The organism is Stenotrophomonas sp. TWI819 (assembly GCF_039673075.1).
GTDB classification, from domain to species: Bacteria; Pseudomonadota; Gammaproteobacteria; order Xanthomonadales; family Xanthomonadaceae; genus Stenotrophomonas; species Stenotrophomonas rhizophila_B.
The window spans coordinates 13,490-38,181 of sequence record NZ_JBDJKY010000008.1; the positions used below are offsets into that span (position 1 = coordinate 13,490).

Annotated in this window: 24 protein-coding genes and 1 pseudogene; all 25 read left to right on the top strand. The window is 67.7% G+C overall.

Annotated features, from left to right (window positions below):
* Nucleotides 1-987 (top strand): flagellar motor switch protein FliG, encoded by a 987-nt coding sequence (gene fliG, locus ABE463_RS12145; protein ID WP_123729202.1) that lies wholly within the window; start codon nucleotides 1-3, stop codon nucleotides 985-987.
* The gene (locus ABE463_RS12150; RefSeq protein ID WP_346468346.1) at nucleotides 984-1,622 is read left to right on the top strand and encodes a FliH/SctL family protein; all 639 of its coding nucleotides are present in this window, start codon (nucleotides 984-986) and stop codon (nucleotides 1,620-1,622) included. Before fliG ends, ABE463_RS12150 begins: the two co-directional genes overlap by 4 nt.
* Nucleotides 1,619-2,998 (top strand): FliI/YscN family ATPase, encoded by a 1,380-nt coding sequence (locus ABE463_RS12155; RefSeq protein WP_123729200.1) that lies wholly within the window; start codon nucleotides 1,619-1,621, stop codon nucleotides 2,996-2,998. Before ABE463_RS12150 ends, ABE463_RS12155 begins: the two co-directional genes overlap by 4 nt.
* A 3-nt stretch (nucleotides 2,999-3,001) precedes the next feature.
* Entirely contained in the window at nucleotides 3,002-3,460 is a 459-nt protein-coding gene (gene fliJ / locus ABE463_RS12160; RefSeq protein WP_123729199.1) for a flagellar export protein FliJ, read from the top strand.
* Entirely contained in the window at nucleotides 3,457-4,620 is a 1,164-nt protein-coding gene (locus ABE463_RS12165) for a flagellar hook-length control protein FliK (protein WP_346468347.1), read from the top strand. The genes fliJ and ABE463_RS12165 overlap by 4 nt, the downstream gene beginning before the upstream one ends.
* 114 nt (nucleotides 4,621-4,734) lie before the next feature.
* On the top strand, nucleotides 4,735-5,250 hold the full coding sequence (locus ABE463_RS12170) for a flagellar basal body-associated FliL family protein (protein ID WP_123729197.1): 516 nt from the start codon (nucleotides 4,735-4,737) through the stop codon (nucleotides 5,248-5,250).
* A gap of 9 nt (nucleotides 5,251-5,259) precedes the next feature.
* Nucleotides 5,260-6,267 (top strand): flagellar motor switch protein FliM, encoded by a 1,008-nt coding sequence (gene fliM, locus ABE463_RS12175; RefSeq protein WP_346468348.1) that lies wholly within the window; start codon nucleotides 5,260-5,262, stop codon nucleotides 6,265-6,267.
* Nucleotides 6,264-6,617, top strand: coding sequence for a flagellar motor switch protein FliN (gene fliN, locus ABE463_RS12180; RefSeq protein WP_123729195.1), 354 nt, complete (start codon nucleotides 6,264-6,266; stop codon nucleotides 6,615-6,617). The genes fliM and fliN overlap by 4 nt, the downstream gene beginning before the upstream one ends.
* Nucleotides 6,614-7,015 carry a flagellar biosynthetic protein FliO gene (gene fliO, locus ABE463_RS12185; RefSeq protein WP_346468349.1) on the top strand — a complete coding sequence of 134 codons (402 nt, stop codon included), beginning with the start codon at nucleotides 6,614-6,616 and terminating at the stop codon, nucleotides 7,013-7,015. Before fliN ends, fliO begins: the two co-directional genes overlap by 4 nt.
* A 2-nt stretch (nucleotides 7,016-7,017) precedes the next feature.
* A complete protein-coding gene (gene fliP / locus ABE463_RS12190) occupies nucleotides 7,018-7,800 on the top strand; it encodes a flagellar type III secretion system pore protein FliP (RefSeq protein ID WP_121036736.1) in 783 nt (260 codons plus the stop codon).
* Between the two features lie 39 nt (nucleotides 7,801-7,839).
* A complete protein-coding gene (locus ABE463_RS12195; protein WP_019184809.1) occupies nucleotides 7,840-8,109 on the top strand; it encodes a flagellar biosynthetic protein FliQ in 270 nt (89 codons plus the stop codon).
* Nucleotides 8,110-8,119: 10 nt separating this feature from the next.
* Entirely contained in the window at nucleotides 8,120-8,911 is a 792-nt protein-coding gene (gene fliR / locus ABE463_RS12200; RefSeq protein ID WP_123729193.1) for a flagellar biosynthetic protein FliR, read from the top strand.
* A 204-nt stretch (nucleotides 8,912-9,115) separates the two neighbouring features.
* Complete coding sequence (locus ABE463_RS12205) at nucleotides 9,116-11,278, top strand: EAL domain-containing protein (protein WP_346468350.1); 2,163 nt, start codon at nucleotides 9,116-9,118, stop codon at nucleotides 11,276-11,278.
* Nucleotides 11,279-11,430: 152 nt separating this feature from the next.
* On the top strand, nucleotides 11,431-12,561 hold the full coding sequence (gene flhB, locus ABE463_RS12210; RefSeq protein WP_123729191.1) for a flagellar biosynthesis protein FlhB: 1,131 nt from the start codon (nucleotides 11,431-11,433) through the stop codon (nucleotides 12,559-12,561).
* Nucleotides 12,562-12,584: 23 nt separating this feature from the next.
* Nucleotides 12,585-14,666, top strand: a complete 2,082-nt coding sequence (gene flhA / locus ABE463_RS12215; RefSeq protein WP_346468446.1) for a flagellar biosynthesis protein FlhA — start codon at nucleotides 12,585-12,587, stop codon at nucleotides 14,664-14,666.
* A gap of 149 nt (nucleotides 14,667-14,815) precedes the next feature.
* A complete protein-coding gene (gene flhF / locus ABE463_RS12220; protein WP_346468351.1) occupies nucleotides 14,816-16,465 on the top strand; it encodes a flagellar biosynthesis protein FlhF in 1,650 nt (549 codons plus the stop codon).
* Nucleotides 16,452-17,339: a MinD/ParA family protein gene (locus ABE463_RS12225; RefSeq protein ID WP_123729189.1), complete on the top strand. Its 888-nt coding sequence runs from the start codon at nucleotides 16,452-16,454 to the stop codon at nucleotides 17,337-17,339. The genes flhF and ABE463_RS12225 overlap by 14 nt, the downstream gene beginning before the upstream one ends.
* Nucleotides 17,336-18,082, top strand: a complete 747-nt coding sequence (locus ABE463_RS12230; protein WP_123729188.1) for an RNA polymerase sigma factor FliA — start codon at nucleotides 17,336-17,338, stop codon at nucleotides 18,080-18,082. Before ABE463_RS12225 ends, ABE463_RS12230 begins: the two co-directional genes overlap by 4 nt.
* Before the next feature lie 16 nt (nucleotides 18,083-18,098).
* Nucleotides 18,099-18,491, top strand: coding sequence for a chemotaxis response regulator CheY (gene cheY / locus ABE463_RS12235; protein WP_184997074.1), 393 nt, complete (start codon nucleotides 18,099-18,101; stop codon nucleotides 18,489-18,491).
* On the top strand, nucleotides 18,491-19,105 hold the full coding sequence (locus tag ABE463_RS12240) for a protein phosphatase CheZ (RefSeq protein ID WP_259260933.1): 615 nt from the start codon (nucleotides 18,491-18,493) through the stop codon (nucleotides 19,103-19,105). Before cheY ends, ABE463_RS12240 begins: the two co-directional genes overlap by 1 nt.
* Before the next feature lie 5 nt (nucleotides 19,106-19,110).
* Nucleotides 19,111-20,949: a chemotaxis protein CheA gene (locus ABE463_RS12245; protein WP_346468352.1), complete on the top strand. Its 1,839-nt coding sequence runs from the start codon at nucleotides 19,111-19,113 to the stop codon at nucleotides 20,947-20,949.
* Between the two features lie 79 nt (nucleotides 20,950-21,028).
* Nucleotides 21,029-21,769, top strand: a complete 741-nt coding sequence (locus tag ABE463_RS12250; protein ID WP_121036725.1) for a flagellar motor protein — start codon at nucleotides 21,029-21,031, stop codon at nucleotides 21,767-21,769.
* A gap of 1 nt (nucleotide 21,770) precedes the next feature.
* Nucleotides 21,771-22,643: pseudogene (gene motD / locus ABE463_RS12255) on the top strand (flagellar motor protein MotD); the annotation flags it as partial.
* A 140-nt stretch (nucleotides 22,644-22,783) separates the two neighbouring features.
* Entirely contained in the window at nucleotides 22,784-23,566 is a 783-nt protein-coding gene (locus ABE463_RS12260; RefSeq protein ID WP_346468353.1) for a ParA family protein, read from the top strand.
* Nucleotides 23,563-24,690, top strand: a complete 1,128-nt coding sequence (locus ABE463_RS12265; protein WP_346468354.1) for a chemotaxis protein CheW — start codon at nucleotides 23,563-23,565, stop codon at nucleotides 24,688-24,690. Before ABE463_RS12260 ends, ABE463_RS12265 begins: the two co-directional genes overlap by 4 nt.
* Nucleotides 24,691-24,692 lie beyond the last annotated feature (2 nt).

Consider the following 24,692-nt stretch of genomic DNA (forward strand, 5'->3'; position numbering starts at 1 on the left):
CTGACCGGCGTTCAACGCGCTGCCGTGCTGCTGCTGTCGCTGGGTGAACTGGATGCGGCCGAAGTGCTGCGCCACATGGAACCCAAGGAAGTGCAGAAGATCGGCATCGCCATGGCGACCATGACCGATATCACCCGCGAACAGGTCGAGCGGGTCATGGACCAGTTCGGTGCCGAACTGGGTTCCAAGACCTCGCTGGGCGTGGGCTCGGACGACTACATCCGCAACATGCTGGTGCAGGCGCTGGGCACGGAAAAAGCCGGCAACCTGATCGACCGCATCCTGCTCGGCCGCAACACCACCGGCCTGGATGCCCTGAAGTGGATGGATCCGCGCGCCGTCGCCGATCTGGTCCGCAATGAGCACCCGCAGATCATCGCCATCGTGATGGCCCATCTGGAAACCGACCAGGCCGCCGACGCGCTCAAGCTGCTGCCCGAGCGTACCCGGGTGGATGTGCTGCTGCGCATCGCGACCCTGGATGGCATTCCGCCGAATGCGCTCAATGAGCTCAACGAGATCATGGAGCGCCAGTTCGCCGGCAACCAGAACCTGAAGTCCTCCAACATCGGTGGCGTGCAGTGCGCGGCCAACATCCTGAACTTCATGGACAGTGGCCAGGACCAGGCGATCCTGGGCGAGATCGCGCGCATCGATGCGCCGCTCAGCGGCCGCATCCAGGACCTGATGTTCGTGTTCGACGATCTGGTGGATCTGGACGACCGCGAACTGCAGCTGGTGCTGCGCGAAGTCAGCGGCGAGCGCCTGGGCCTGGCCCTGCGCGGCGCCGACATCAAGGTGCGCGACAAGATCACCCGCAACATGTCCCAGCGTGCGGCCGAAATCCTGCTGGAAGACATGGAAGCCCGTGGTCCGGTGCGCCTGTCGGATGTGGAAGTGGCACAGCGCGAGATTCTGGCGATCGTCAAGCGCATGGCCGATGAAGGCACCGTCACCATTGGTGGCAATGCGGAGGCCATGCTGTGAACGCTGCCGTGCGCTGGCTTGCCCCCGATCTGCTGGCGGTGCCCGAGCCGGCGCCGGAAGAAGAGATCTTCGACCTCACCGAGCCGGATCCGGAGCTGGAACCGGAGCCGTTGCTGCAGCTGCCGACCCTGGAAGAAATCCAGGCGATCCAGGACAACGCCGAGAAGGATGGCTTTGACCAGGGTCACGCCGATGGCCTTGCCCAGGGCCAAGCCGAGGTGCGCCGCCTGATCGCGCAGATCGAAGGCATCCTGGACAACTTCAGCCGGCCGTTGGTGCGGTTGGAAAACGAAGTGGTCGCCGCGCTCGGCGAACTGGCCGTGCGCATTGCGGGCAACCTGGTCGGCCGCGCGTATGAAGCCGAGCCGGAACTGCTGGCGCAGCTGGTCAACGAAGCCGTCGACGCCGTCGGCGGCGCCGCCCGCGAGGTCGAAGTGCGTCTGCACCCGGACGACATCGCCGCGTTGACGCCGGTATTGAACCTGTCACCCAACCAGCGCCTCACTCCGGATCTCAGCCTGAGCCGCGGCGACCTGCGGGTCCACGCCGAGACCGTCCGCATCGACGGCACCCTGGACGCCCGCCTGCGCGGCGCGCTCGATGCCGTCATCCGCAAGGCAGGCACCACGCCATGAACACCGATACCCTGCCCCCGCCGGCCGATTGGACCGCTGTCCGCAACCTGCGGCTGGCCTCGCGCCTGGACAACATCCGCCCGGATACCGCGCATGGCCGTGGCCTGATCCGCGAAGGCGTGCTGCGCCGCGCGGTTGGCCTGACCCTGGAAGCGGTCGGCTGCGAAGCGCCGATGGGCGCCAGCTGCAAGGTCGAAGTCGCCGACGGTGGCTGGGTGGATGCCGAAGTGGTCGGCTTTGCCGGTGAACGCACCTATCTGATGCCCAGCGCCGAACTGCATGGCCTGCTGCCCAATGCGCGGGTCGTGCCTGCGCTGGGCCGCGGCGGCGTGGAAGTGGGCGAAGGCCTGCTCGGCCGCGTCATCGACAGCGACGGTGTGCCGCTGGATGGCAAGGGCCCGATCCGCGCTGAAGGCACCGTTGGCATGGCCGGCGTGTCGATCAATCCGCTGGCCCGTGAGCCGATCACCCAGCCGCTGGACGTGGGCGTGCGCGCGATCAACGCGCTGCTGCCGATCGGCCGTGGCCAGCGTGTCGGCCTGTTTGCCGGTTCCGGTGTCGGTAAATCGACCCTGCTGGGCATGATGACCCGCTACACCGCCGCCGACGTGATCGTGGTCGGCCTGATCGGCGAACGTGGCCGCGAAGTCCGCGACTTCGTGGAAAGCACGCTGGGCGAAGAAGGCCTGCGCCGCGCGGTGGTGGTGGCCAGCCCGGCCGACCGACCGCCGCTGGCGCGCCTGCACGGCGCCTACCGTGCGACCGCGATCGCCGAATGGTTCCGCGACCAGGGCTTGAATGTCCTGCTGCTGATGGACTCGCTGACCCGCTTCGCACAGGCCCAGCGCGAGATCGGCCTGTCCGTCGGTGAGCCGCCGACCACGCGCGGCTATCCGCCGTCCGTGTTCGCCAAGCTGCCGGCCCTGGTCGAGCGCGCCGGCAATGGAGCCAAGGGCCGCGGTTCGATCACCGCGTTCTACACCGTGCTGACCGAAGGCGATGATCCGCAGGATCCGATCGCCGACGCCGCCCGCGCGATTCTCGACGGCCACATCCTGCTCTCGCGGCGCGTCGCCGACAGCGGCCTGTACCCGGCAATCGACGTGGAATCGTCGGTCAGCCGCGTGGTCACGGAAATCGCCGACGAGCCGTGGCGCCTGCGCATCCGCAAGCTCAAGCGGCTGGTCTCGGCGTACTCGGCCAACCGCGATCTGATCGCGATCGGCGCCTATCAGCGCGGCAATGACCCGGCGACCGACGAGGCACTGGAGCGCTGGTCGGACATCGTTGAATTCCTCGGCCAGGACGTCGGCAAAGCCGCCGACCTGCCGCACAGTCAGGCCGCCCTCAAGCGGCTGGTGGAACCAGAGAGTTAAGCCATGATGCAATCCAAGCGATTCGACCCATTGCTGAAGCGCGCCCAGGACCACGAGGACGAGGTCGCCCGCGACCTCGCCGAGCGCCAGCGCTCCCTCGACACGCATGTGTCGCGGCTGGATGAGCTGCGCCGCTATGCCGACGAATATGCTGGCGCGCAGATGGCCGCGACCAGTCCGGCGCAGCTGATGAACCGGCGCGCGTTCCTGGATCGCCTGGACAGCGCGGTGGCCCAGCAGCGCCAGACCGTGGACAACAACCGCGAGAAGGTCGAGGCCGAACGCGCGCGCCTGATCCTGGCCAGCCGTGACAAGCAGGTCCTTGAACAGTTGGCGGCCAGTTACCGCGCGCAGGAGAAGGTGGTCACCGATCGCCGCGACCAACGCGAGATGGACGATCTCGGCGCACGCCGGTCGCGCCAGGCGCAACGCGAAGACAGCGAAAACGGAGGCACGCCATGACGCCCTCGGCCCTGCTCGGCGGCACCGCGCCGGCACCGTCCAGTACTGCGGGCGCCTCCGGCAGCCGTCCCGATGCCTCCGGCGGCAGCGACCGTCGGGAGTTTGACGCGATGCTCAAGCCCGGCCGAGATGCGGCTCGCCCGGAGGCATCAAGCAAACCCGCCGGCCGCCGCGAGGCGCCTGCGGGCAAGGACGCCGCCACGCCGGATACCGGCAAGGACACCGCACCACGCCCCGGAAGCGCCAGCAGCAAAGACACCGCCGAGACGCCTGCCACGACCGATACCAGCGCCGCGCCCCCCGCCACCGCCGACAAGCCGGTGGCCGAGGCGGCGGACGACGATGCAGCGTGGCCGCCGTTCGGCCTGGCCGGCCTGGCGTTGAACGGGCTGCCGGTTCCGGTGCCCGTGCCGGTCGCGCCCGCGCCTTTGGGCACGGCCACCGGTGCTGCGCCCACGACGGCGGGCCTGCCGACGCTGGCCACCGCCACTGCAGACACCACCGCGCCGGCAGCGGGCCCGCTGGCGCCGGCCGCACCTGCGGCGAGCGGCATCGCCCTGCCCGCCTTGGCGGCCGACGCCGCCCCAGCCGACGCCGTGCCGCTGTTGAAGACCTTCACCGAGGCACTGAGCGCTGCCGCCAGCGATGGCCCGGACGCACCGGCCACGCCGGTGCTGCACGCCCTGCAGAGCATCGTCGACGCCAAACCGGCAGCGGCCACGCCCTTCACCGGCTCGCCGACCGCCACGCCGCAGCTGGGCGCTGGCGATTTCGATGATGCCGTCGGCGCCCGCGTCAGTTGGTTGGCGGACCAGAAGATCGGCCACGCCCATATCAAGATCACCCCGAACGACCTGGGCCCGATCGACGTGCGACTGCATCTGGACGGTGACAAGGTCCATGCGACCTTCACCAGCGCCCATGCCGACGTGCGCCATGCACTGGAAAGCAGCCTGCCGCGCCTGCGCGACATGCTCGGCGAACAGGGCTTCCAGCTCGGCCAGGCCGATGTCGGCCAGCAGCACACCGCGCAGGATGGCGGCCGTGGCGAGGGTACCCGGACCGGCACGGGCGATGACGGCGAGCCGTTGATGGCCGAGACCACGCTGTCGCCCTCGCAGTTGATCCGTCAGCGCGGGTTGGTCGACGCCTACGCGTGATCCCCGGGTGCGACGCCGCTTCGGCGGCGCCGCCAGAAACCCGACACCCGCCCTCTTCGGCATTCAGGCACAGCCTTTGCATGTAGTCAGGAAGCAATCCTCTGGAGCTTCCTCGTGGCCGCAGCCGCCGACAAAACCAAGAAATCCGCCGACAAGGACGCCACGGCCAAGCCGCGTCGTCCGATCCTGATCACCGCCCTGGTCGCGGTGCTCGCCGCCGGTGCCGCCGGTGGCGGCGTCTGGTATTTCACCCAGTCCCAGCACGACGACAAGGCTGCCAAGCCGGCCGCCAAGGCCGCGGTGCCTGCACCGGCCCAGTACTTCGGTCTGGAGCCGCCGTTCGTGGTCAACCTCAACAGCAGCTTCGATGGCCCGCGCTACCTGCAGGTCGAAGTACAGCTGATGAGCCGCGATCCGGCCGCCATGGAAGCGATCAAGCTCCATGCCCCGGCGATCCGCGCCAAGCTGCTGATGCTGTTCTCGCAGGTCGAGCCGACCGACATCGCCGACCGCGCGGGCAAGGAACGCCTGCAGGCCACCTCGCTGGCCGAAGTGCAGAAGCTGCTCAAGGCCGAGACCGGCAAGCCGGGTGCCGACGAATTGCTGTTCACCAGTTTCGTCACCCAGTAAGGGCCGATCATGAATGACCTGCTTTCCCAGGATGAGATCGATGCGCTGTTACACGGCGTGGACTCCGGCGCGGTCGAGACCGACGTCGATGCTGCCACGCCCGGCGAGGCGCGCTCGTATGACTTTGCCAGTCAGGACCGCATCATCCGCGGCCGCATGCCGACCCTGGAAATGGTCAACGAGCGCTTCGCGCGCCTGTGGCGCATCGGTCTGTTCAACCTGATCCGGCGCTCGGCCGAACTGTCCGTGCGCGGCATCGAACTGATCAAGTTCAATGACTACATGCACTCGCTGTACGTGCCGACCAACCTCAACCTGATCCGCTTCAAGCCGCTGCGCGGCACCGGGCTGATCGTGTTCGAGCCGACGCTGGTGTTCGCGATCGTGGACAACTTCTTCGGCGGCGACGGCCGCTACCCGACCCGCATCGAAGGCCGCGAGTTCACCGCGACGGAAATGCGCGTCATCCACCTGCTGCTCAAGCAGACCTTCGCCGACCTGCAGGAAGCCTGGGCGCCGGTGATGGATGTGGAGCTGGAGTACATCAACTCCGAAATCAATCCGCACTTCGCCAACATCGTGACGCCGCGCGAGTACGTGGTGGTCTGCCGCCTGCATGTCGAACTTGACGGCGGTGGCGGCGACATCCACGTCACCCTGCCCTACTCGATGCTCGAGCCGATCCGCGAGCTGCTCGACGCCGGCATCCAGAGCGACCGCAACGACCGCGATGCCAGCTGGGGCGTGATGCTGCGCGAACAGCTCAACATCGCCGAAGTCACGCTGTCCAGCGTGTTGGCCAGCAAGCGCATGACCCTGCGTGAACTGACCGGCCTGAAGGTCGGCGACATCCTCTCGATCGACATGCCGGCGCAGGTTCCGTTGTGCGTGGAGAACATCCCGGTGTTCACCGGCGAGTTCGGCATCGCCAACGGTTGCAACGCCGTCAAGATCACCGCCACCCATCCCCCGGGCACCCGCCCACGCGTTCCCGTACTCCAGGAAGTCTCGAAATGAACGATATCGAATCCAACGAACCGCTGTCCCCGGCGGAACCGGCACCGGCGCAGTTCACCACGCTGCAGTCCGATGAGAACCTCGGTCCCGAGCTGAACCTGGATGTGATCCTGGATGTGCCGGTGACCCTGTCGCTGGAAGTGGGCCGTGCACGCCTGCCGATCCGCAACCTGCTGCAGCTCAACCAGGGCTCGGTGGTGGAACTGGAACGCGGCGCCGGCGAATCGCTGGACGTGTTCGTCAACGGCACCCTGATCGCCCATGGCGAGGTGGTGGTGATCAACGACCGCTTCGGCGTGCGCTTGACCGATGTGGTCAGCCCGAGCGAACGGATCCGGAGACTGCGTTGAGCACCGGGCTGCTGATCGCAGCCGGCGCGTCGACCGTCAAGGTCGGCCAGCATGCCGCCGCCGCACCGGGCATGTTCGGTGCGGTACTGGCACTGCTGGGCGTGCTGGCGTTGATCGTCGGCCTGGGCTGGCTGCTCAAGCGCATGCCCGGCAGCGGCTTCCGCCCGGCCGAAGGCCTGCGGGTGGTTGCCAGCCTGACTGTCGGCGCGAAAGAGCGCGTGGTCGTTGTCGAGGTCAATGGCACCCAGCTGCTGCTGGGGGTCACCGCCGGTGGCATCAACGCCCTGCATCAGCTGCCCGAACCGCTGCCGACCCCGTCGCCGGCGCGCCTTCCCGATTTCAAACACCTGCCGAATTTCGCCCAGCTGCTGCAACAGCGGCTGCGCAAGGAATCCTGAACATGCGTGGCCCCCGTACCTCCTGGACCCGTTACCTGCCGCTGTTGTTGACTGCCCTGCTGTGCGCGCTGCCGGCCCTGGCCTGGGCCGCGCCCGGCGTGCCGGGTGTGCCTGCGCTGCCGGACGTGAATGTCGGCAAGATCGGCGGCCAGCCGGTCAGCCTGCCACTGCAGACGCTGCTGCTGATGACGGCGATCACCCTGATCCCCTCGATGCTGCTGGTGCTGACCGCCTTCACCCGCATCATCATCGTGCTGGGCCTGCTGCGCCAGGCGCTGGGTACCGGCCAGACGCCGTCCAACCAGGTGCTGCTCGGTCTGGCCCTGTTCCTCACTGCGATGGTGATGCTGCCGGTGTGGCAGAAGGCGTGGGGCAGCGGCATGGCGCCGTACCTCAACGGCGAGATCGACTTCCAGACCGCCTGGACGCTGACCACCCAGCCGCTGCGCGCCTTCATGCTGGCGCAGATCCGCGAGACCGATCTGATGACCTTCGCCGGCATGGCCGGTCACGGTACCTACGACAGCCCGGATGCCATTCCGTTCCCGATCCTGGTCGCCTCGTTCGTCACCAGCGAGCTGAAGACCGCCTTCGAGATCGGCTTCCTGATCTTCATCCCGTTCGTGATCATCGATCTGGTCGTGGCCAGCGTACTGATGTCGATGGGCATGATGATGCTCTCGCCGATGCTGGTCTCCGCCCCCTTCAAGATTCTCTTGTTCGTGCTGGTGGATGGCTGGGTTCTCGTGGTGGGCACCTTGGCTGCCAGTTTCAATGCGGTCTGACCGCCCCGCCCTGTTGATCGATACGGACCCGAGACTGACATGACGCCCGAACTTGCCCTGACCGAACTGCGTGGTGGCCTGATCACCGTGTTGTGGGTCGCCGGCCCGCTGCTGCTCACCGTGCTGATCGTCGGCGTGGTGGTCGGCGTGGTCCAGGCCGCGACCCAGCTCAATGAGCCCACCATCGCCTTCGTCGCCAAGGCCGCGGCCTTGACGGTGGTGTTGTTCGCGCTCGGCAGCCTGCTGATCGGCCATCTGGTCGAATACACCACGCTGCTGTTCCAGCGCATTCCACATCTGATCGGCTGAGGCAGCCGCCGTGGATTCCGCGACCCAGATGGCCGCCGATGGCCTGCAGGCCTTCGGCATGATCGGCACGATCCTGTGGACCATGCTGCGCATCGGCGCCATGATCATGGCGATGCCGCTGATCGGCACCCGCGCGGTGCCTTCGCGCGTGCGCGTGATGCTTGCCGGTGCACTGGCGATCGCGCTCTCGCCGATGCTGCCGCCGGTACCGGAATGGACCGGCTTCGATGCAGCCACCGTGCTGACCATCGCCCGCGAGCTGGCCATCGGCATCTCGATCGGCTTCCTGCTGCGGCTGGTGTTCGAAGCCGGCGCGATGGCTGGCGAACTGGTCGCACAAGGTACCGGCCTGGCCTTCGCGCAGATGAGTGATCCGATGCGCGGTGGCAGCTCCGGCGTGATCGGGCAGTGGTTCTATCTGCTGTTCGGCCTGTTGTTCTTCGCCTCCAACGGACACCTGGCGCTGATTTCACTGTTGATGGACAGCTACAAGGCATTGCCGATCGGCACCGCCCTGCCAGATCCGCATGCGTTTTTCGCCATCGCCCCCACGTTCCTGCTGCAGGTGTTCCGTGGCGCGCTCACGCTGGCGCTGCCGCTCACGGTCGCGATGCTGGCCATCAATCTGGCCTTCGGCGTGCTGGCCCGCGCGGCACCTGCGCTCAACCCGATCCAGCTGGGCCTGCCGGTGGCCCTGCTGCTGGGCCTGTTCCTGCTGACCGTGCTGGCCGGCGAGATGGGGCCACCGGTGCAACGCCTGTTCGATGCCGCCTTCGACGCGGCCGACAGCGTCAGCCGCTGACCCGGGACACACCCGGGACAGCGCCGAAGTTGGCCGAAAGCGGGCCATTCGTCACTTGCGGCGCCCCCCGGTCGGGTTGTTAGTCTGGGCCCTGCGTTCCGCCGCGCCGTCGCACGGCGATGACGAAACCTTCACCCGCTGTCTGCGGTGATGGCGTGGCGTTCTGTCGTATCGCTCAGGTGTTGACCAGGGAGAGAGTCATCCATGCTGATCGGCAGCTACACCCCGTGGTTGGTCGTTGTGTCGTTTCTGGTGGCCGTGCTCGCCTCCTTCACTGCGCTGGACATGGCCAGCCGGGTCACCACCGCGGCCACACGCCGCTCCACCTGGTTGTGGCTGATCGGGGGCGGAGGCGCGATGGGGCTGGGCATCTGGTCGATGCACTTCATCGGCATGCTCGCGTTCCAGCTCCCGATCCCGCTCGGCTATGCGCTGGGCCTGACCACCGTCTCGCTGTTGGCCGCCGTGGCCTCCTCCATCTTCGCGCTGTGGCTGGTCTCACGCCCGACCCTGCCGCACGGCCGCCTCGTGCTCGGCGCGGTATTGATGGGCAGCGGCATCGCATCGATGCACTACCTGGGCATGGCCGCGCTGTACATGCAGCCCGGGATCGACTATCACGCCGGCTGGGTGGCGCTGTCGCTGCTCATCGCAGTGGCCGCCTCCTGGGCCGCGCTGTACATCGCCTTCCGCCTGCGCAGCAGCCACCGGCGTCTTCGTGATCGCGTCGCCCCTGCACTGGTGCTCGGCGCGGCCATCGTGGGTATGCATTACACCGGCATGGCCGCGGCACGTTTCCCCGCCCGCAGCCTCTGCGGTGCCGCCGCGGGTGACGGCCTGCAGGCACAGTGGCTGGCGCTGGTGGTACTGGTGCTCACCATCGCGATCCTGGCCATCGTGCTGATCGTCTCCTGGCTGGATCAGCGCATGGAGGCGCAGCTGCTGCGTCTGCGCAATACGGACCTGACCAGCTCACTGGATGATGCGCAGGCCGAGTTGACCCAGGCAGCCCTGCACGACCCCCTGACCCGTCTGCCCAATCGCCGGCTGCTGCAGCAGCGCATCGAACAGGCGCTGGCGGAGGCCGAGCAGCGCGGCAGCCGGTTCGCGGTGATGTTCATGGATCTGGATGGCTTCAAACAGGTCAATGATGCCTACGGACACCAGACCGGCGATGCGTTGCTGGTCGCCGTCGCCGACCGCACACGCAAACTGCTGCGGCCGGAAGACATGCTCGCGCGCCTGGGCGGCGACGAATTCGTGCTGGTGGTGCCGATCGAGAACGATGAGGATGTCGCCACGCTGGCCAGCCGCATCATCCAGACCGTGGGCCGCGAACCATTGCTGCCGCACCAGGACCTGCAGGTGACCGCCAGCATCGGCATCGCCATCTGCCCCGACCATGCCGCCAGCGAGCGTCAGCTCATGGCCTTCGCCGATGCAGCGATGTACCAGGCCAAGGAAGCCGGCCGCAACGCCTATGTGCGCTTCGCCGACTGGATGAACGACAGCGCCGAGCAGCAGTTCCAGCTTCTCGCCGACCTGCGCCGGGCGATCGGTACCGAGCAGCTGTTCCTGCACTACCAGCCCAAGACCCGCGTGGCCGGCCAGTCGGTCAGCGGGGCCGAAGCGCTGATCCGCTGGCGTCACCCGCAGCAGGGCCTGATCCCGCCGGACCGCTTCATCCGACTGGCCGAGCGCAGCGGCGTGATCAATGACATCGGCCGCTGGGCACTCAACGAAGCCTGCCGCCAGCTGCGTGTGTGGCACGACGCCGGTCATGACGGCTGGACGGTCTCGGTGAACCTCTCGCCGATCCAGTTCGCCTCGCCCACGCTGCTGCACGAAGTGCGCGAGGCGCTCAAGACCCATCATCTCCAGCCACGCCGGCTGATCCTGGAAATCACGGAAAGCGCCGTGATGCGTGACACCGAGGCCAGCTTGACCCTGTTGCAGGCCATGGCCGCGCTGGGCGTGGGCATTTCCATCGATGATTTCGGCACCGGGTATTCCAGCCTGCTGTACCTCAAGCGGCTGCCGGCCACCGAGATCAAGATCGACCATGCGTTCGTGCGCGATCTGGAAAACAGCTCCGAGGACGTGGTGATCGTCTCGGCCATCGTGGCGCTGGGGCATGCGCTGGATATGGACATCGTCGCCGAAGGCGTCGAGACCGCCGGCCAACGGGCTTACCTGGAGCGGTTGGGCTGCGACTACCTGCAGGGGTATCTGCTCGGCCGGCCAATGGATCCGGAGCGCTTCATGCAGTTGCATGACCTGCCCCGCCCGCGGGTGGAGGTGGCGGCAGGCTGGAAGACCCAAGCCCCGGCCCAGGCCCAGGCGCGCCCCGGGGCCCCGGCGGGGTGATGCTGGAGACCCGGTAGTGCCGGCCGCTGGCCGGCTCCTCAGAAACCAGCAGGCATCGCCTGGAGCCGGCCAGCGGCCGGCACTACCCTGGCTCGCGGCCCGCGGAACGGTTCTTGCACGGACACCGGTATCTCCTCCCGTGTCGTGCCCTGATGTCCGAGAACGAACAAGCCGGCGAAAAGACCGAACTACCCACCGAAAAGCGCCTGCGCGATGCCCGGGAACAGGGCAACATCCCGCGCTCGCGTGAACTGGCCACGGCGGCCGTGTTCGGTGCCGGTGTTCTGGCGCTGATGGCGTTCTCCGGCACCATCGCCCGCAACACCAAGACCTGGATGCAGTTCGCGCTGAGCCCCGAGCCGGCCCTGTGGCTGCACCCCAAGGCGCTGTTCGGGCACTTCGGCGAGCTGCTGCTGCGCCTGATGCTGGCAATGTGGCCGCTGATCGTGATCTGCCTGCTGGCCAGTTTCCTGTCACCGGTGGTGATGGGCGGGCTGCGCTGGTCGAACAAATCGATGATGCCCGACTTCAAACGCATGAGCCCGATGGCCGGCATGAAGCGCCTGTACGGCCCGGAAGCGATCGCCGAGTTCACCAAATCCCTGCTGCGCATCGCCTTCGTCGGCACCGCGGCCGGGCTGGTGGTCTGGCACGGCATCCGGCCCCTGCGCGATCTGCTCAACCAGCCGCTGGAAACCGCCATGGTCCATGGCCTGGGCTTCACCCTGAAGCTGATGCTGGCCACCGGCGGCGCGATGATGCTGCTGGCCTTCATCGATGCGCCGTACCAACGCTGGAACTGGATGCGCAAGCTGAAGATGACCCGTGAAGAGCTGCGCCGGGAAATGAAGGAAAGCGAGGGCAGCCCGGAGGTCAAGGGCCGCATCCGCCAGCTCCAGCAGCAGCTGGCCAACCGCCGGATGATGGAAGCGGTGCCCACCGCCGACGTGGTGGTGGTCAACCCGACCCACTACGCGGTCGCCCTGAAATACGAGGGCGGAAAGATGGGCGCCCCCACCGTGGTGGCGTTGGGCGTGGATGAAACCGCCCTGCGTATCCGTGAAGTGGCCGACGGCAACAAGGTCGCCATCGTCTCCGCCCCGCCTTTGGCACGCGCCTTGTATCGGGAAGGTCAACTTGGAAAGGAAATTCCCGTGAGACTGTATTCGGCCGTGGCCCAGGTCCTCTCCTACGTCTACCAGCTGCGCAGCTGGCACACCGGCCCGATGCCGGCCAGCCCCAGCATCGACATCGATGAATTCGGCAAGGGAGCCCGCTCATGAGCGCACAGCCCGCTGCAGGCGGCATGAACGTCCGCCGCGCCCTGGACATGATCCGCAACGGCCTCGGCGCCCCGCTGATCGTGCTGGCGCTGCTGGCCATGGTGGTCGTGCCGCTGGCCCCGCCGGTGCTCGATGCACTGTTCACCTTCAACATCGCCATCTCGCTGATGGTGCTGCTGGCGGTGGTCTACGTGAAGCGCCCGCTGGATTTCACCATCTTCCCGATCGTGCTGCTGATCACCACCATGCTGCGGCTGGCGTTGAACGTGGCCTCCACGCGCGTGATCCTGCTGCATGGCCAGAACGGCCACGAGGCCGCGGGCAAAGTGATCGCCGCCTTCGGCGAGTTCGTCATCGGCGGCAACTACGCGGTCGGTATCGTGGTGTTCGCGATCCTGACCATCATCAACTTCGTGGTGATCACCAAGGGTGCCGGCCGCGTGTCCGAAGTGACCGCGCGCTTCATCCTGGACGCCATGCCCGGCAAGCAGATGGCCATCGATGCCGACCTAAACGCCGGTTTGCTGACGCGTGAAGAGGCCAAGGCCCGCCGCGAAGAAGTCCGCGAGGAAGCCGACTTCTACGGCGCGATGGATGGCGCGAGCAAGTTCATCCGCGGCGATGCGATCGCCGGCATCCTGATCCTGTTCATCAACTTGATCGGCGGCCTGGCCGTCGGCGTGCTCCAGCACGGCATGCCGTTCGGCGATGCCGCGGCCACCTACACCCTGCTCTCCATCGGTGACGGCCTGGTGGCGCAGCTGCCGGCGCTGCTGGTGTCCTCCGCGGTGGCCATGCTGGTCACCCGCGCCTCGCGCTCGCAGGACATGGCCCAGGCCATGATGGGCCAGGTGTTCGGCCAGTACCGCGCACTCACCATCGCCGCGGCGATCATGGGCGTGGTCGGCCTGGTGCCGGGCATGCCCAACGTCGCCTTCTTGACGCTGTCGGCGATCCTCGGCGTCGTCGCCTGGAAAGCCTGGAAGAAGAGCGTGGCCACTGCGCGCGCCGCCGAATCTCCCGCTGCCAATCGTCCTGAAGCACTCGGCCTGCCCGGCGGCACCCCCTCGCCCACCGCCGAACTGACCTGGGACGAACTGCGCCCGGTCGATCCGCTCGGCCTGGAAGTCGGCTACCGGTTGATTCCGCTGGTCGACAAGAACCAGGGCGGCGAGTTGATGGCGCGGATCAAGGGTGTGCGCCGCAAGCTCACCCACGACATCGGCTTCCTGATTCCCTCGGTCCACATCCGCGACAACCTCGAACTGCCCGCCACCGCCTACCGCCTGCTGATTCACGGCGTCCCGGTAGCCACGGCCGAGATCCACCCGGACCGCGAACTCGCGCTGGACCCGGGCAGCGCGCTGGGCACGCTGGAAGGCATTGCCGGCAAGGATCCCGCCTTCGGCCTGGACGCCACCTGGATCCAACCGCACCAGCGCGCCAACGCCGAAACGATGGGCTACACCGTGGTCGATCCGGCCACGGTGGTCGCCACGCATCTGTCGCACCTGATCCGCGAGCACGCCCCGGAACTGCTCGGCCATGAAGAAGTGCAGCAGCTGCTGGCCAACCTGGCCAAGAGCGCACCGAAGCTGGTCGAGGATCTGACACCCAAATCGCTGCCGCTCTCGGCCGTGGTGCGCGTGCTGCAGAACCTGCTGATCGAACGCATTCCGATCCGCCAGCTGCGCAAGATCGTCGAATCGCTGGTGGAAAGCGCCCCGACCAGCCAGGACCCGGCGGTGCTGACCGCTGCCGTGCGCAACGCGCTGGGCCGTTTCATCGTGCAGGAGATCGCCGGAATGTCGGCGGAGCTGCCGGTGTTCACCCTCAACCCGCAACTGGAACGCGTCTTGCAGGAGTCCACTCAGGGCAACGGCGCCGCGCTGGAACCCGGACTCGCTGAGCGACTGCATCAAAGCCTGGCCGAATGTGTCGGCAAGCAGGAAGCGAAGAACGAGCCGGCGGTCGTGCTGGTGCCTGGCCCGGTACGTGCCGCGCTGGCACGGCTGGTACGCCACAGCGTCCCCTCGCTGTCCGTACTCGCCTACAGCGAGGTGCCCGAGGACAAACGGCTGAAGCTGGTCGGCACGATCAGTTGAGCCAGGCGCCCGACGGCACCGCGACAGAAAACAGACACCCCACTCGAATTCACCGCAGCAGGAAATAAAGGGAATCCCTGACCGTGCAGACCACCGACAACCAGCGTTTCCCTTCCACCACTCCGCCGCCCCAGTCCCGGTACCACAGCATGAAAATCAAACGCTTCGTCGCCTCCGATATGCGCTCGGCCATGAACCTGGTGCGCAAGGAACACGGTCCTGACGCAGTGATCCTGTCCAACCGCCGGATCGCCGAAGGTGTCGAGATCGTGGCGGCGGCGAACTACGACGAGGGCGCAGTGCAGCGCGCCCTGGAAGCGGCCCGCAAGGATGTCGCTCCGCCGCCGGCCCCGCGCCCGCGCAGCGCCGCCGATGCCGTGATCGCCGCCGTGACCCGTCGCAAGACCCCGGTGGCCACGCCCGAGCCGGTGGCCGCCACCACCTCGGCCGTTGCCGCCCTGGCCCGCGCCGCTGTCGGCGCGACCGGTCGCACGCTCGATACCGCCAACGAAAGCGTGCCCCAGCGCGGCAGCGATGGCTTTGCCGCTACCCTGGCCCGCGCCAGCGTCAGCCCCGCCGTCAACGAACCGTCGCTGCCGGAGCAGATCTTCGCGCCGTTCAATGTCGAGCAGGCTGCCGCAGCCTCGCCCGCCGCACCGATGGAGGCTGTCGCGGCCCCGGCCCCGATCAACCGCGCCCGCTTCGTGATCGACCCGCCGCTGGACGACGCCGACGAACCCGCACTGCCGGCCGCCGCGGTGCTCGCCCCGGCCGCGATCGTGGCTGCCGCGGTACCGCCGGCGCTGCCGCTGCCGGTGACCACCGCGGCCGCCGCCAACGAACCGGCACCGGTCGTGGCCAGCGCGCCGGAGCTGAGCCTGATCCCGCGCGACGACGAAGAAATCCGCCAGCTGCGTCACGAAGTGGCCGGCATGCGCCACGTCATCGAGCGCGAGATGCACCGCTTCACCGACGAACGCCTGCGCGGCTCGCCGGTCCGTGCGGCCGCCTTGGACCTGATGGACGAATACGGCTTCGATGCCGGGATCAGCCGCGACGTGGCCATGCAGATCCCGCTGGACACCGAAGCCCACCGTGGCCGCGGCCTGATGCTCGGCCTGCTCTCCAGGAAGCTGCCGATCGCCCCGGTCGATCCGCTGGAAGCCGGCGGTGTGATCGCCCTGGTCGGCCCGACCGGCGCCGGCAAGACCACCACCATCGCCAAGCTGGCCTCGCGTTTCGCCGAAGCCCACGCCGCCCGCGATGTCGCCCTGGTCACCACCGATACCGGCCGCATCGGCGCCCGCGAACAGCTGTACGGCTTTGGCCGCCAGCTCGGCATCGCGGTTCACGAAGCCAGCAGCGGCAGCGACCTCAACCAGCTGCTGGAGCGCCTGAAGGACTACAAGCTGGTCCTGATCGACACCGCCGGCCTGGGCCCGCGCGACCGTGCACTGGCCGCCCAGCTGCAGTGGCTGCGGGCCGCCGAGCAGATCCGCACCCTGCTGGTGCTGCCGGCCAACACCAGTTTCGGCGATATGGACGAGGTGGTCCGCCGCTTCAGCGCCGCCAACCCCCAGGGCGTGGTGCTGAGCAAGCTGGATGAGACCGGCCGCTTCGGTACCGCCCTGTCGGTGGCCGTCGACCACCGCCTGCCGATCACCTGGATCACCGATGGCCAGGACGTTCCTGAAGACCTGCACCGTGCCAGCGCGGCCAATCTTGTACTTCGCCTTGAAGATTTGCGCCGCGCGGCCGATATGCCCTGCAACCCGGAGTTGAACCATGCCGTCGCGTGAGTACGCCAAGCTGACCCAGACCTTCCCGTTGTCGGCTACCCGAAGCCAGCCGCTGGGCCCGGTCCGCACCATCGCCGTCACCGGCGGCAAGGGCGGCGTGGGCAAAACGAACGTTTCGGCCAATCTGGCCGTGGCGCTTGCCAGCATGGGCAAACGTACCCTGCTGCTGGATGCCGACCTGGCCCTGGCCAACGTCGATGTGATCCTGGGCCTGAAGCCGACCGTGACCCTGGCCGACCTGGTCGCCGGGCGCTGCACGCTGGAGGAGGTCATCATCGAAGGTCCCGGCGGCGTGCTGGTGGTGCCGGCCGCCTCGGGCCGCCGCAACATGGCCGAGCTGCAGCAGGCCGAGCACATCGGCCTGGTCAACGTGTTCTCCGAGCTGGAGCGCGAACTGGACATCATGGTCGTGGACACGGCCGCGGGCATCACCGACGGCGTGCTGACCTTCTGCCAGGCCGCCCAGGACACCGTGGTGGTGGTCTGCGACGAACCGGCCTCGATCACCGATGCCTACGCCCTGATCAAAGTCCTCTCGCGCGAACGCGGCGTGGACCGCATCCAGGTGGTCGCCAACATGGTGCGCGACCCGAATGAAGGCCGGGTGCTGTACGAAAAGCTGACCCGCGTCTGCGAGAAGTTCCTGGCCGATGTGTCGCTCAACTACCTCGGCTGTGTGCCGCAGGACGACTGGTTGCGCCTGTCGGTCCAGCGCCAGCAGCCGGTGGTGAAGGCCTACCCGTCCAGTCCGTCGGCGCTGGCCTTGACCGAGATCGCACGCCGTACCGCACGCTGGCAGGCCCCGACCGAGCCGCGGGGTGGCGTCGAGTTCTTCCTGGAACGCATCCTCAAGCAACGCGGGGTGACCGCATGAAAGGCGCCGCACAATACAAAGAGGTCCAGCGGGTCGCCGCGAACGAGTGCATTGCCCAGCACTCGGACCTGGTCCGCCGCATCGCCCACCATCTGGCGGCACGTCTGCCCGCCAGCGTGGAGGTCGACGACCTGATCCAGGCCGGCATGATGGGTCTGATCGAAGCGTCGCGCAGCTATGACGCCGACCAGGGCGCCTCGTTCGAGACCTATGCCTCGATCCGCATCCGTGGCTCGATGATCGATGAGATCCGCCGTGGCGACTGGGTGCCTCGCTCGGTCCATCGCCGGGCCCGCGACGCCGCCGCCACCATCCGCCGGCTCGAACAGAGCACCGGACGCGCCGCCAGCGCCACGGAAGTGGCGGCCGCGATGGACATGCCGCTGCCGGACTACCTGCGCCTGATGGAAGATGCCTCGCGCGGCCAGGTGCTGAGCCTGGAATCACGGATCGAGGACCAGGGCGAGCTGGACACCGTCGCCCAGGGCGGCCCGACCCCGCAGCAGGTGCTGGAGCGCGGTGAGTTCGGGCGTGAGCTGGGCAACGCGATCGGGCTGCTGCCCGAGCGCGAACAGCTGGTCCTGTCGCTGTACTACGAGCAGGAACTGAACCTGAAAGAGATCGGCGCCGTGTTGGGCGTCAGCGAATCGCGCGTGTGCCAGATCCATGGCCAGGCCGTGCTGCGCCTGCGTGGCCGACTGAAAATCTTCGAGGCGGCCGACGCCGGCCTCGAGAACCATTAAGACCGAGGAAAGAGCTTTGGACAAGAACATGCGTATCCTGATCGTCGACGATTTTTCGACCATGCGTCGTATCGTCAAGAACCTGCTGGGCGATCTGGGCTTCACCAACACGGCCGAAGCCGAGGACGGGCATGCCGCGCTGATGCTGTTGCAGAGCCAGCCGTTCGATTTCGTGGTCACCGACTGGAACATGCCGGTGATGACGGGCATCGACCTGCTCAAGGCCATCCGCGCCGACGCCAAGCTCAAGACGCTGCCGGTGTTGATGGTGACCGCTGAAGCCAAGCGCGAGCAGATCATCGAAGCGGCCCAGAACGGCGTCAACGGCTACATCATCAAGCCGTTCACCGCCCAGACCCTGGAAGAAAAGCTCGGCAAGATCTTCGAGCGTCTGGCGGCGAGCGCCTGATGGAAACCCTGAGCGACAAATCAGCGCTGGTGCAGCGCCTGCAGGATGCACTGGCCGCGCTGGAATCGGGTGACGAAGCCGCGTGGCGTCAGGAAATCGACGCACTCGCCGCGCTGCGTACCCAGCCGATGATGGCCGGGTTGAACCGGCTCGCCCGCGAACTTGGCCAGGCACTGGGCGAGCTGCCCAGCCTGCCCAGCGAAGCCGGCGAACTGGACGATGCCTGCGCACGCCTTGACCATGTGGTGGCGATGACCGAACAGGCCACCCACCGCACCCTGGACCTGGCCGAAGAATGCCGCACGCTCACCGAGCAGCTGCGCGCCAATGGCTTGACGGCCGACCAGGACCAGCAGCTGGACCGCATCCGCCACAACCTGACCGAGATCGCGCTCACCCAGAGCTATCAGGATCTCACCGGGCAGATCATCCGCCGCGTGGTGGGCATCGTGCGTCGCGTGCATGAGGGCTTCAGTGCCCTGGGCCTGCCGCCGCAGGACGACACCGCGCACAAGCGTGACAACGGCCTGGCCGGCCCGGCCGTGACCGGTCTGGACCGCCACCAGGTTTCACAGGTCGACGCTGACGACCTGCTCTCCGATTTGGGACTTTAACGATCATGAGTGCTGTTCCAGACGATATCGCTGCCGACTTCATCCTCGAGGCCCAGGAGATCCTGGATCGCCTCGGCGAACAGCTGGTGTCGCTGGAGCAGGCGCCCCAGGACAGTGACCAGCTCAACGCCGTGTTCCGCGGGTTCCACACGCTCAAGGGCGGCGCGGGCTTCCTCGGCATCCAGGCGATGGTGGAGCTGTGCCACGCCGCCGAGGAAACCCTGGGCATGGCACGCTCGGGCCAGGCCACGCTGCAGGCCCATCACTTCGATGCGGCCCAGCAGTCGCTGGATTACCTGCAGTCGATGCTGGATTCGGTCTCGGCCGGCACCGAGCCGGGCTATGCCCCGCCGGAACTGATCGCGCAGTTCGACGTGAACGGCCCGGCCACCCCGGCGGCTGCCACCAGTGCCGCGGCCGGCCCCAGCAGCGGTGAGCTGATCACCGACGATGAATTCGAAGCGCTGCTCGACCAGTTGCATGGCGGTGCCGCACCGACCGCCGTCGCCGCCAGGAAAGACGACGGCATGATCAGCGAAGACGAGTTCGAATCGCTGCTCGACCAGCTGCACGGCGGCGCGGCACCCGGTGCCAAGGCCGTGCCGGCCGCACCGGCCCCGGCGCCGCGTGCGGTGGCAGCGCCCGCCGCGCCTGCCGCCAACAAGCCCGCGCCCAACAAGCCGGTTGCCGAGGCCGAGCACACCGTGCGCGTGGACACCAAGCGCCTGGATGCGATCGTCAACCTGATCGGCGAGCTGGTGCTCTCGCGCAACCGGCTCAAGACGCTGCGTGCGCGCCTGCACGATGAAGAGCTGGACCGCGCGGTCTCCACGCTGGACATCGCCACCGCCCGCCTGCAGTCGGCCGTCATGCGCACCCGCATGCAGCCGGTCGGCAAAGTGTTCTCGCGCTTCCCCAAGGTGGCCCGCGATGTCGCGCGCTCGCTGAAGAAGGAAGTGGAGCTGGAACTGATCGGCGCGGAAACCGAGCTGGACCGCAACCTGGTCGAAGCGCTGGCCGATCCGCTGGTCCATCTGGTCCGCAACGCGATCGATCACGGTGTGGAAATGCCGGAGCTGCGTGAAGCGCAGGGCAAGCCCCGCAGCGGACACGTGCGCCTGTCCGCGCAGCAGGAAGGCGACTACGTCAGCATCGAAGTGCAGGACGACGGCGCGGGTATCGACCCGGAACGCCTGCGCCAGAAGGCGCGCGAGAAGGGCCTGATCGATCCGGAAGCCGCCGCCCGCCTGAGCAGCGAGGAATGCCTGCACCTGGTGTTCCTGCCGGGCTTCTCGACCAAGCAGCAGGTGACCGACATCTCCGGCCGCGGCGTGGGCATGGACGTGGTCCAGTCGCGCATCCGCGAGTTGAGTGGTCAGATCCAGATCCAGTCCGAGCTGGGCCGTGGCAGCCGCTTCATGATCCGCGTGCCGCTCACCCTGGCGATCCTGCCGACCCTGCTGGTGCAGGCCGGCGAGGACGTCTACGCCCTGCCCCTGGCCCGCGTGATGGAGGTGCTGCATGCCCCCAACACCTCCCTGGGCTGGTTCGACGGCCGTGCCGTTCTGGACCGGAAATCGCACACGCTGGCCCTGGTGGATCTGCGTCACTGGCTGGATGTGGAGCCGATGCCGTCCTCGCTGCTGACCATCGTGGTGCTGCAGGCCGGTGAAGCCCGCTTCGGCCTGGTGGTCGACCAGGTCCGCGGCCGCGAGGAAGTGGTGATCAAGCCGCTACCCAAGGCCCTGCGCGGACTCCGTGGCTATGCCGGCGCGACCCTCATCGGTGATGGCCGCATGGCGCTGATCCTGGACGTGGACGGGCTGCGCACCAACCACGATTGACCGCGTGAAAGTGTGACCGCCGCATCACTGGATTCCTTCGGCGTCTCAAGTCCCATTCACACAAGCCGATAACGGACCCATGGACAGACTCAGCCTCATTGGACTTTTCCTCGCGCTGGCCTCACTGGTCGGCGGCAGCATCCTCAAGGGGGCCGGTCTGGCGTCGCTGTGGTCGCCGGCCGCCTTCGTGATCGTCATCGTCGGCACCATCGCCTCGATCCTGCTGCACACCTCGCCGGCGGTGTTCAAACACGCCTTCAAGATCGTCAAGTGGGTGATCCTGCCGCCGAGCAGCGACCGCCGCCACCTGATCCAGCAGATCGTGGAGTGGAGCAACATCGCCCGCCGCCAGGGCCTGCTCGGCCTGGAAGCCCAGGTCGATGCCCAGGACGACCCGTTCCTGCGCAAGGGCCTGCAGCTGCTGGTGGACGGCGTGGAGCCGGAGACCATCCGGCACATGATGGAAATCGAGCTGAGCAGCCAGGAGAGCCAGGACCTCGCCGCCTCCAAGGTGTTCGAGGGCATGGGCATCTATGCGCCGACGCTGGGCATCATCGGCGCCGTGCTCGGCCTGATCGCGGTGATGAAGAACCTCGCCGACCCGAGCAAGCTCGGCCACGGCATCGCGGCGGCGTTCACCGCCACCATCTACGGCATCGCCTCGGCCAACCTGCTGTTCCTGCCGGTGTCGGCCAAGCTCAAGAGTGTGATCCACCACAACAGCCGCGACCGCGAGATGATCATCGAAGGGCTGATCTCCATCGCCCAGGGTGAAAACCCGCGCAACATAGAAACCAACCTGTCCGGGTTCCTGCACTGACATGGCCCGCCGCAAGCACCACGAAGAACATGCCAACCATGAGGCCTGGGCGATTCCCTACGCCGACCTCATGACGCTGCTGCTCGCCTTCTTCGTGGTGATGTACGCCATCTCCTCGCTCAACGAGGGCAAGTACCGGATCATGGCCGATGCGTTGACCACCGCCTTTGGTGGCGCGCCGCGCACCATCAACCCGGTGCAGGTCGGCAACCAGCAGGTTCAGGGCGGCGGCTGGGACAGCCCCTCGGTGATCAAGGCCGGCACCAAGGTCGGCCCGTCCGCGCCGGCGCCGAGCAACGACCCCACCCTGCTGCCGGCGATGGCCTCACAGATGCGCATGCCCGTCTCCATGCGCAACCAGGAACAGCTACAGCGCGCCGAGCGCCAGCTCAACGGCATCGCCGACAAGCTCACCGCCACCCTGGCCCCGCTGATCGAACGCGGCATGATCACCGTGCGCCGTACCGAGCTGTGGATCGAGGTGGAGATCAACAGCGACATCCTGTTCCCGACCGCCTCGGCGACGCTGGACGTGCACGCACGCGACACCCTCTCCACGCTCGCCCAGGTGCTGCGCGATGCGCCCAACGGCGTACGCGTGGAAGGCCACACCGACAACATTCCGATCGCCACCGCGCTGTTCCCCTCCAACTGGGAACTCTCCGCCGCGCGTGCGGCCAGCGTGGTGCATCTGTTCGCCGACCAGGGCCTGCAGCCGGCGCGGCTGGCGATGGTCGGGTACGGCCAGTTCCGCCCGCGCGAAAGCAATGGCAGCGCTGAAGGCCGCAACCGCAATCGGCGGGTGATGGTGATCATCCTCGCCGACACCGCCGCGAGCGTCGATCCAATCACCGACCGGCTCAGTGCCGATGCCGAGGCGGTCGACACCGCCGCAGCACCCAGCGCCACCCGTACCCCCCCTGTTACCCCCATCGCACCGGTGCAGTTGCCACCGGTGCCGGCCGGCAGCCGTGTTGGCGCCGCCGTTCCGTCTGCAATGAAGGAGTGAACCGCATGCGTATCTGGGCTGTTGCCAATCAGAAAGGCGGCGTGGGCAAGACCACCACGACGCTCGCGCTCGGCCGTGGTCTGGCCACGCAGGGCCACCGCGTGCTGTTGATCGATCTGGATCCGCATTCGTCGCTCACCCGGGCCTTCGGCGTGCCGCTGGATCCACCGCCGCAGGGCGTACTGGAGCTGTTCGGCGCGCCGCCGGCCGAGCTGATCACCCTGGCCCATCACAGCAGCATTCCCGGCCTGGACTACGTGTGCGCGCAGGCGGCACTGGCCACGCTGGAGCGCCGCAGTGCGAACCAGCCAGGCCTCGGCCTGGCGCTGCAGAACGCGCTCGCCCGCCACCAGGGCCAGCACGACTACATCCTGCTCGACTGCGCCCCCACCCTGGGCCTGCTGATGATCAACGCGCTGGCCGCGGCCGACCGCCTGATCATCCCGACCCAGGCCGAACCGCTGGCGCTGCACGGGCTGGACGGCATGGTCCGCACCGGTGAGATGGTCGAGCGCTCGCGCCGCCGTCCGCTGCCGATGTCGATCCTGCCGACCCTGTTCGACCGCCGCACCCGCGCCGGCAACGAGACCGTCAAGCTCATGCAGGACAAGCACGGCCAGCGTGTCTGGGAAGATGCGATCCCGGTCGACACCCGCATCTGCAATGCCGCCAGCCTGACCGTGCCGCCGCAGTCCGAGGATTACCCGGGGCGCGGCCTGGCCGCCTATCGGCGTGCGCTGGACTGGATCCTGGCCGACGACGCGCAGCAGATGGAGCGCGCGGCATGAACACTGCCGGCGTACTGGATGATTACCTGGAGCAACTGCTCGGCGACGCCGTTCCGGCACCGGCGGATGCACCGGCCCCGGAGGCGACCCTCGATGCAGGCACGACGCCGGGCGTCGACGCCGATTCCGTTGTCACCGACGCGATGCCCGCTGCCGTGCTCGACGGCCTGCTCGACGAGGTCCGCAACGACCCGTCGCTCAGTGGCGGGATGACCCTGCCCGACACCGCCACCCCGGCGCCGGGCTTCGACGACCTGCTCGACGAGGTCCGCAATGACCCCTCACTGAGCGGCGCGATGACGCTGGCAGCGGATGAGCAACGCCCCAGTTGGGACGACCTGCCACCGGAAGTCGTGTACGAGACCGCCCCGGTGGTCGCACCCGCCGCGATGCCCGCCCCGGGCTTCGAGGACCTGCTGGACGAAGTCCGCAACGACCCGTCGTTGAGCGGCCTGATGACCGCCGGTGAGGACGTGGCGCCCTCCGCTCCCGTGCCACCGCCGGCTCCCGCTCCCGCGCCAGCGCCCGCCCCTGCCTCCCCACCGGCTCCGACCGCCCGCGCCATGCCCGGCATGCCACTCGCCCCCAGCATCCGCGCCAAGACACCTACGTTGGCCCAGAGCCGCCCTGGCAGCTGGGAGGAGCTGCAACGGCAGGCCCGCGATCCAGCCTCCAGCCCACGCGAGAACCGGCGTGCCAGCGAGCGCACCTCGCGCTGGCTGCGTCTGCGCTGTGGCGCCCAGGCCTATGCACTGGAACTGCTGAAGGTGCAGGAAGTGGTGCTGCCGGTGCCGCTGCTGCCGTTGCGCGGGACAGCGCCGGAGATGCTCGGCATCATGAATCTGCGTGGTCAGGTCGTCCCAGTGATGGACCTGGGCATCCACCTGGGCAGCAGCGCGATCATCAACGATGCCAACACCCGTATCGTGGTGCTCGAAGAGAACGGTGAAACCATGGGCCTGCGGGTCTCGGCCGTGGAAGACGTCGCCAATCTCACCGATTCCCAGATCGAGCCGCCCGATACCGCGCGCATCTGCCAGATTTCCAACGACCTGTTCCGCGGCGTGGCACGCGTCACCGCCCAGCCGATGATCCTGCTGGATGCGACGCAGCTGTTGAACTGAGC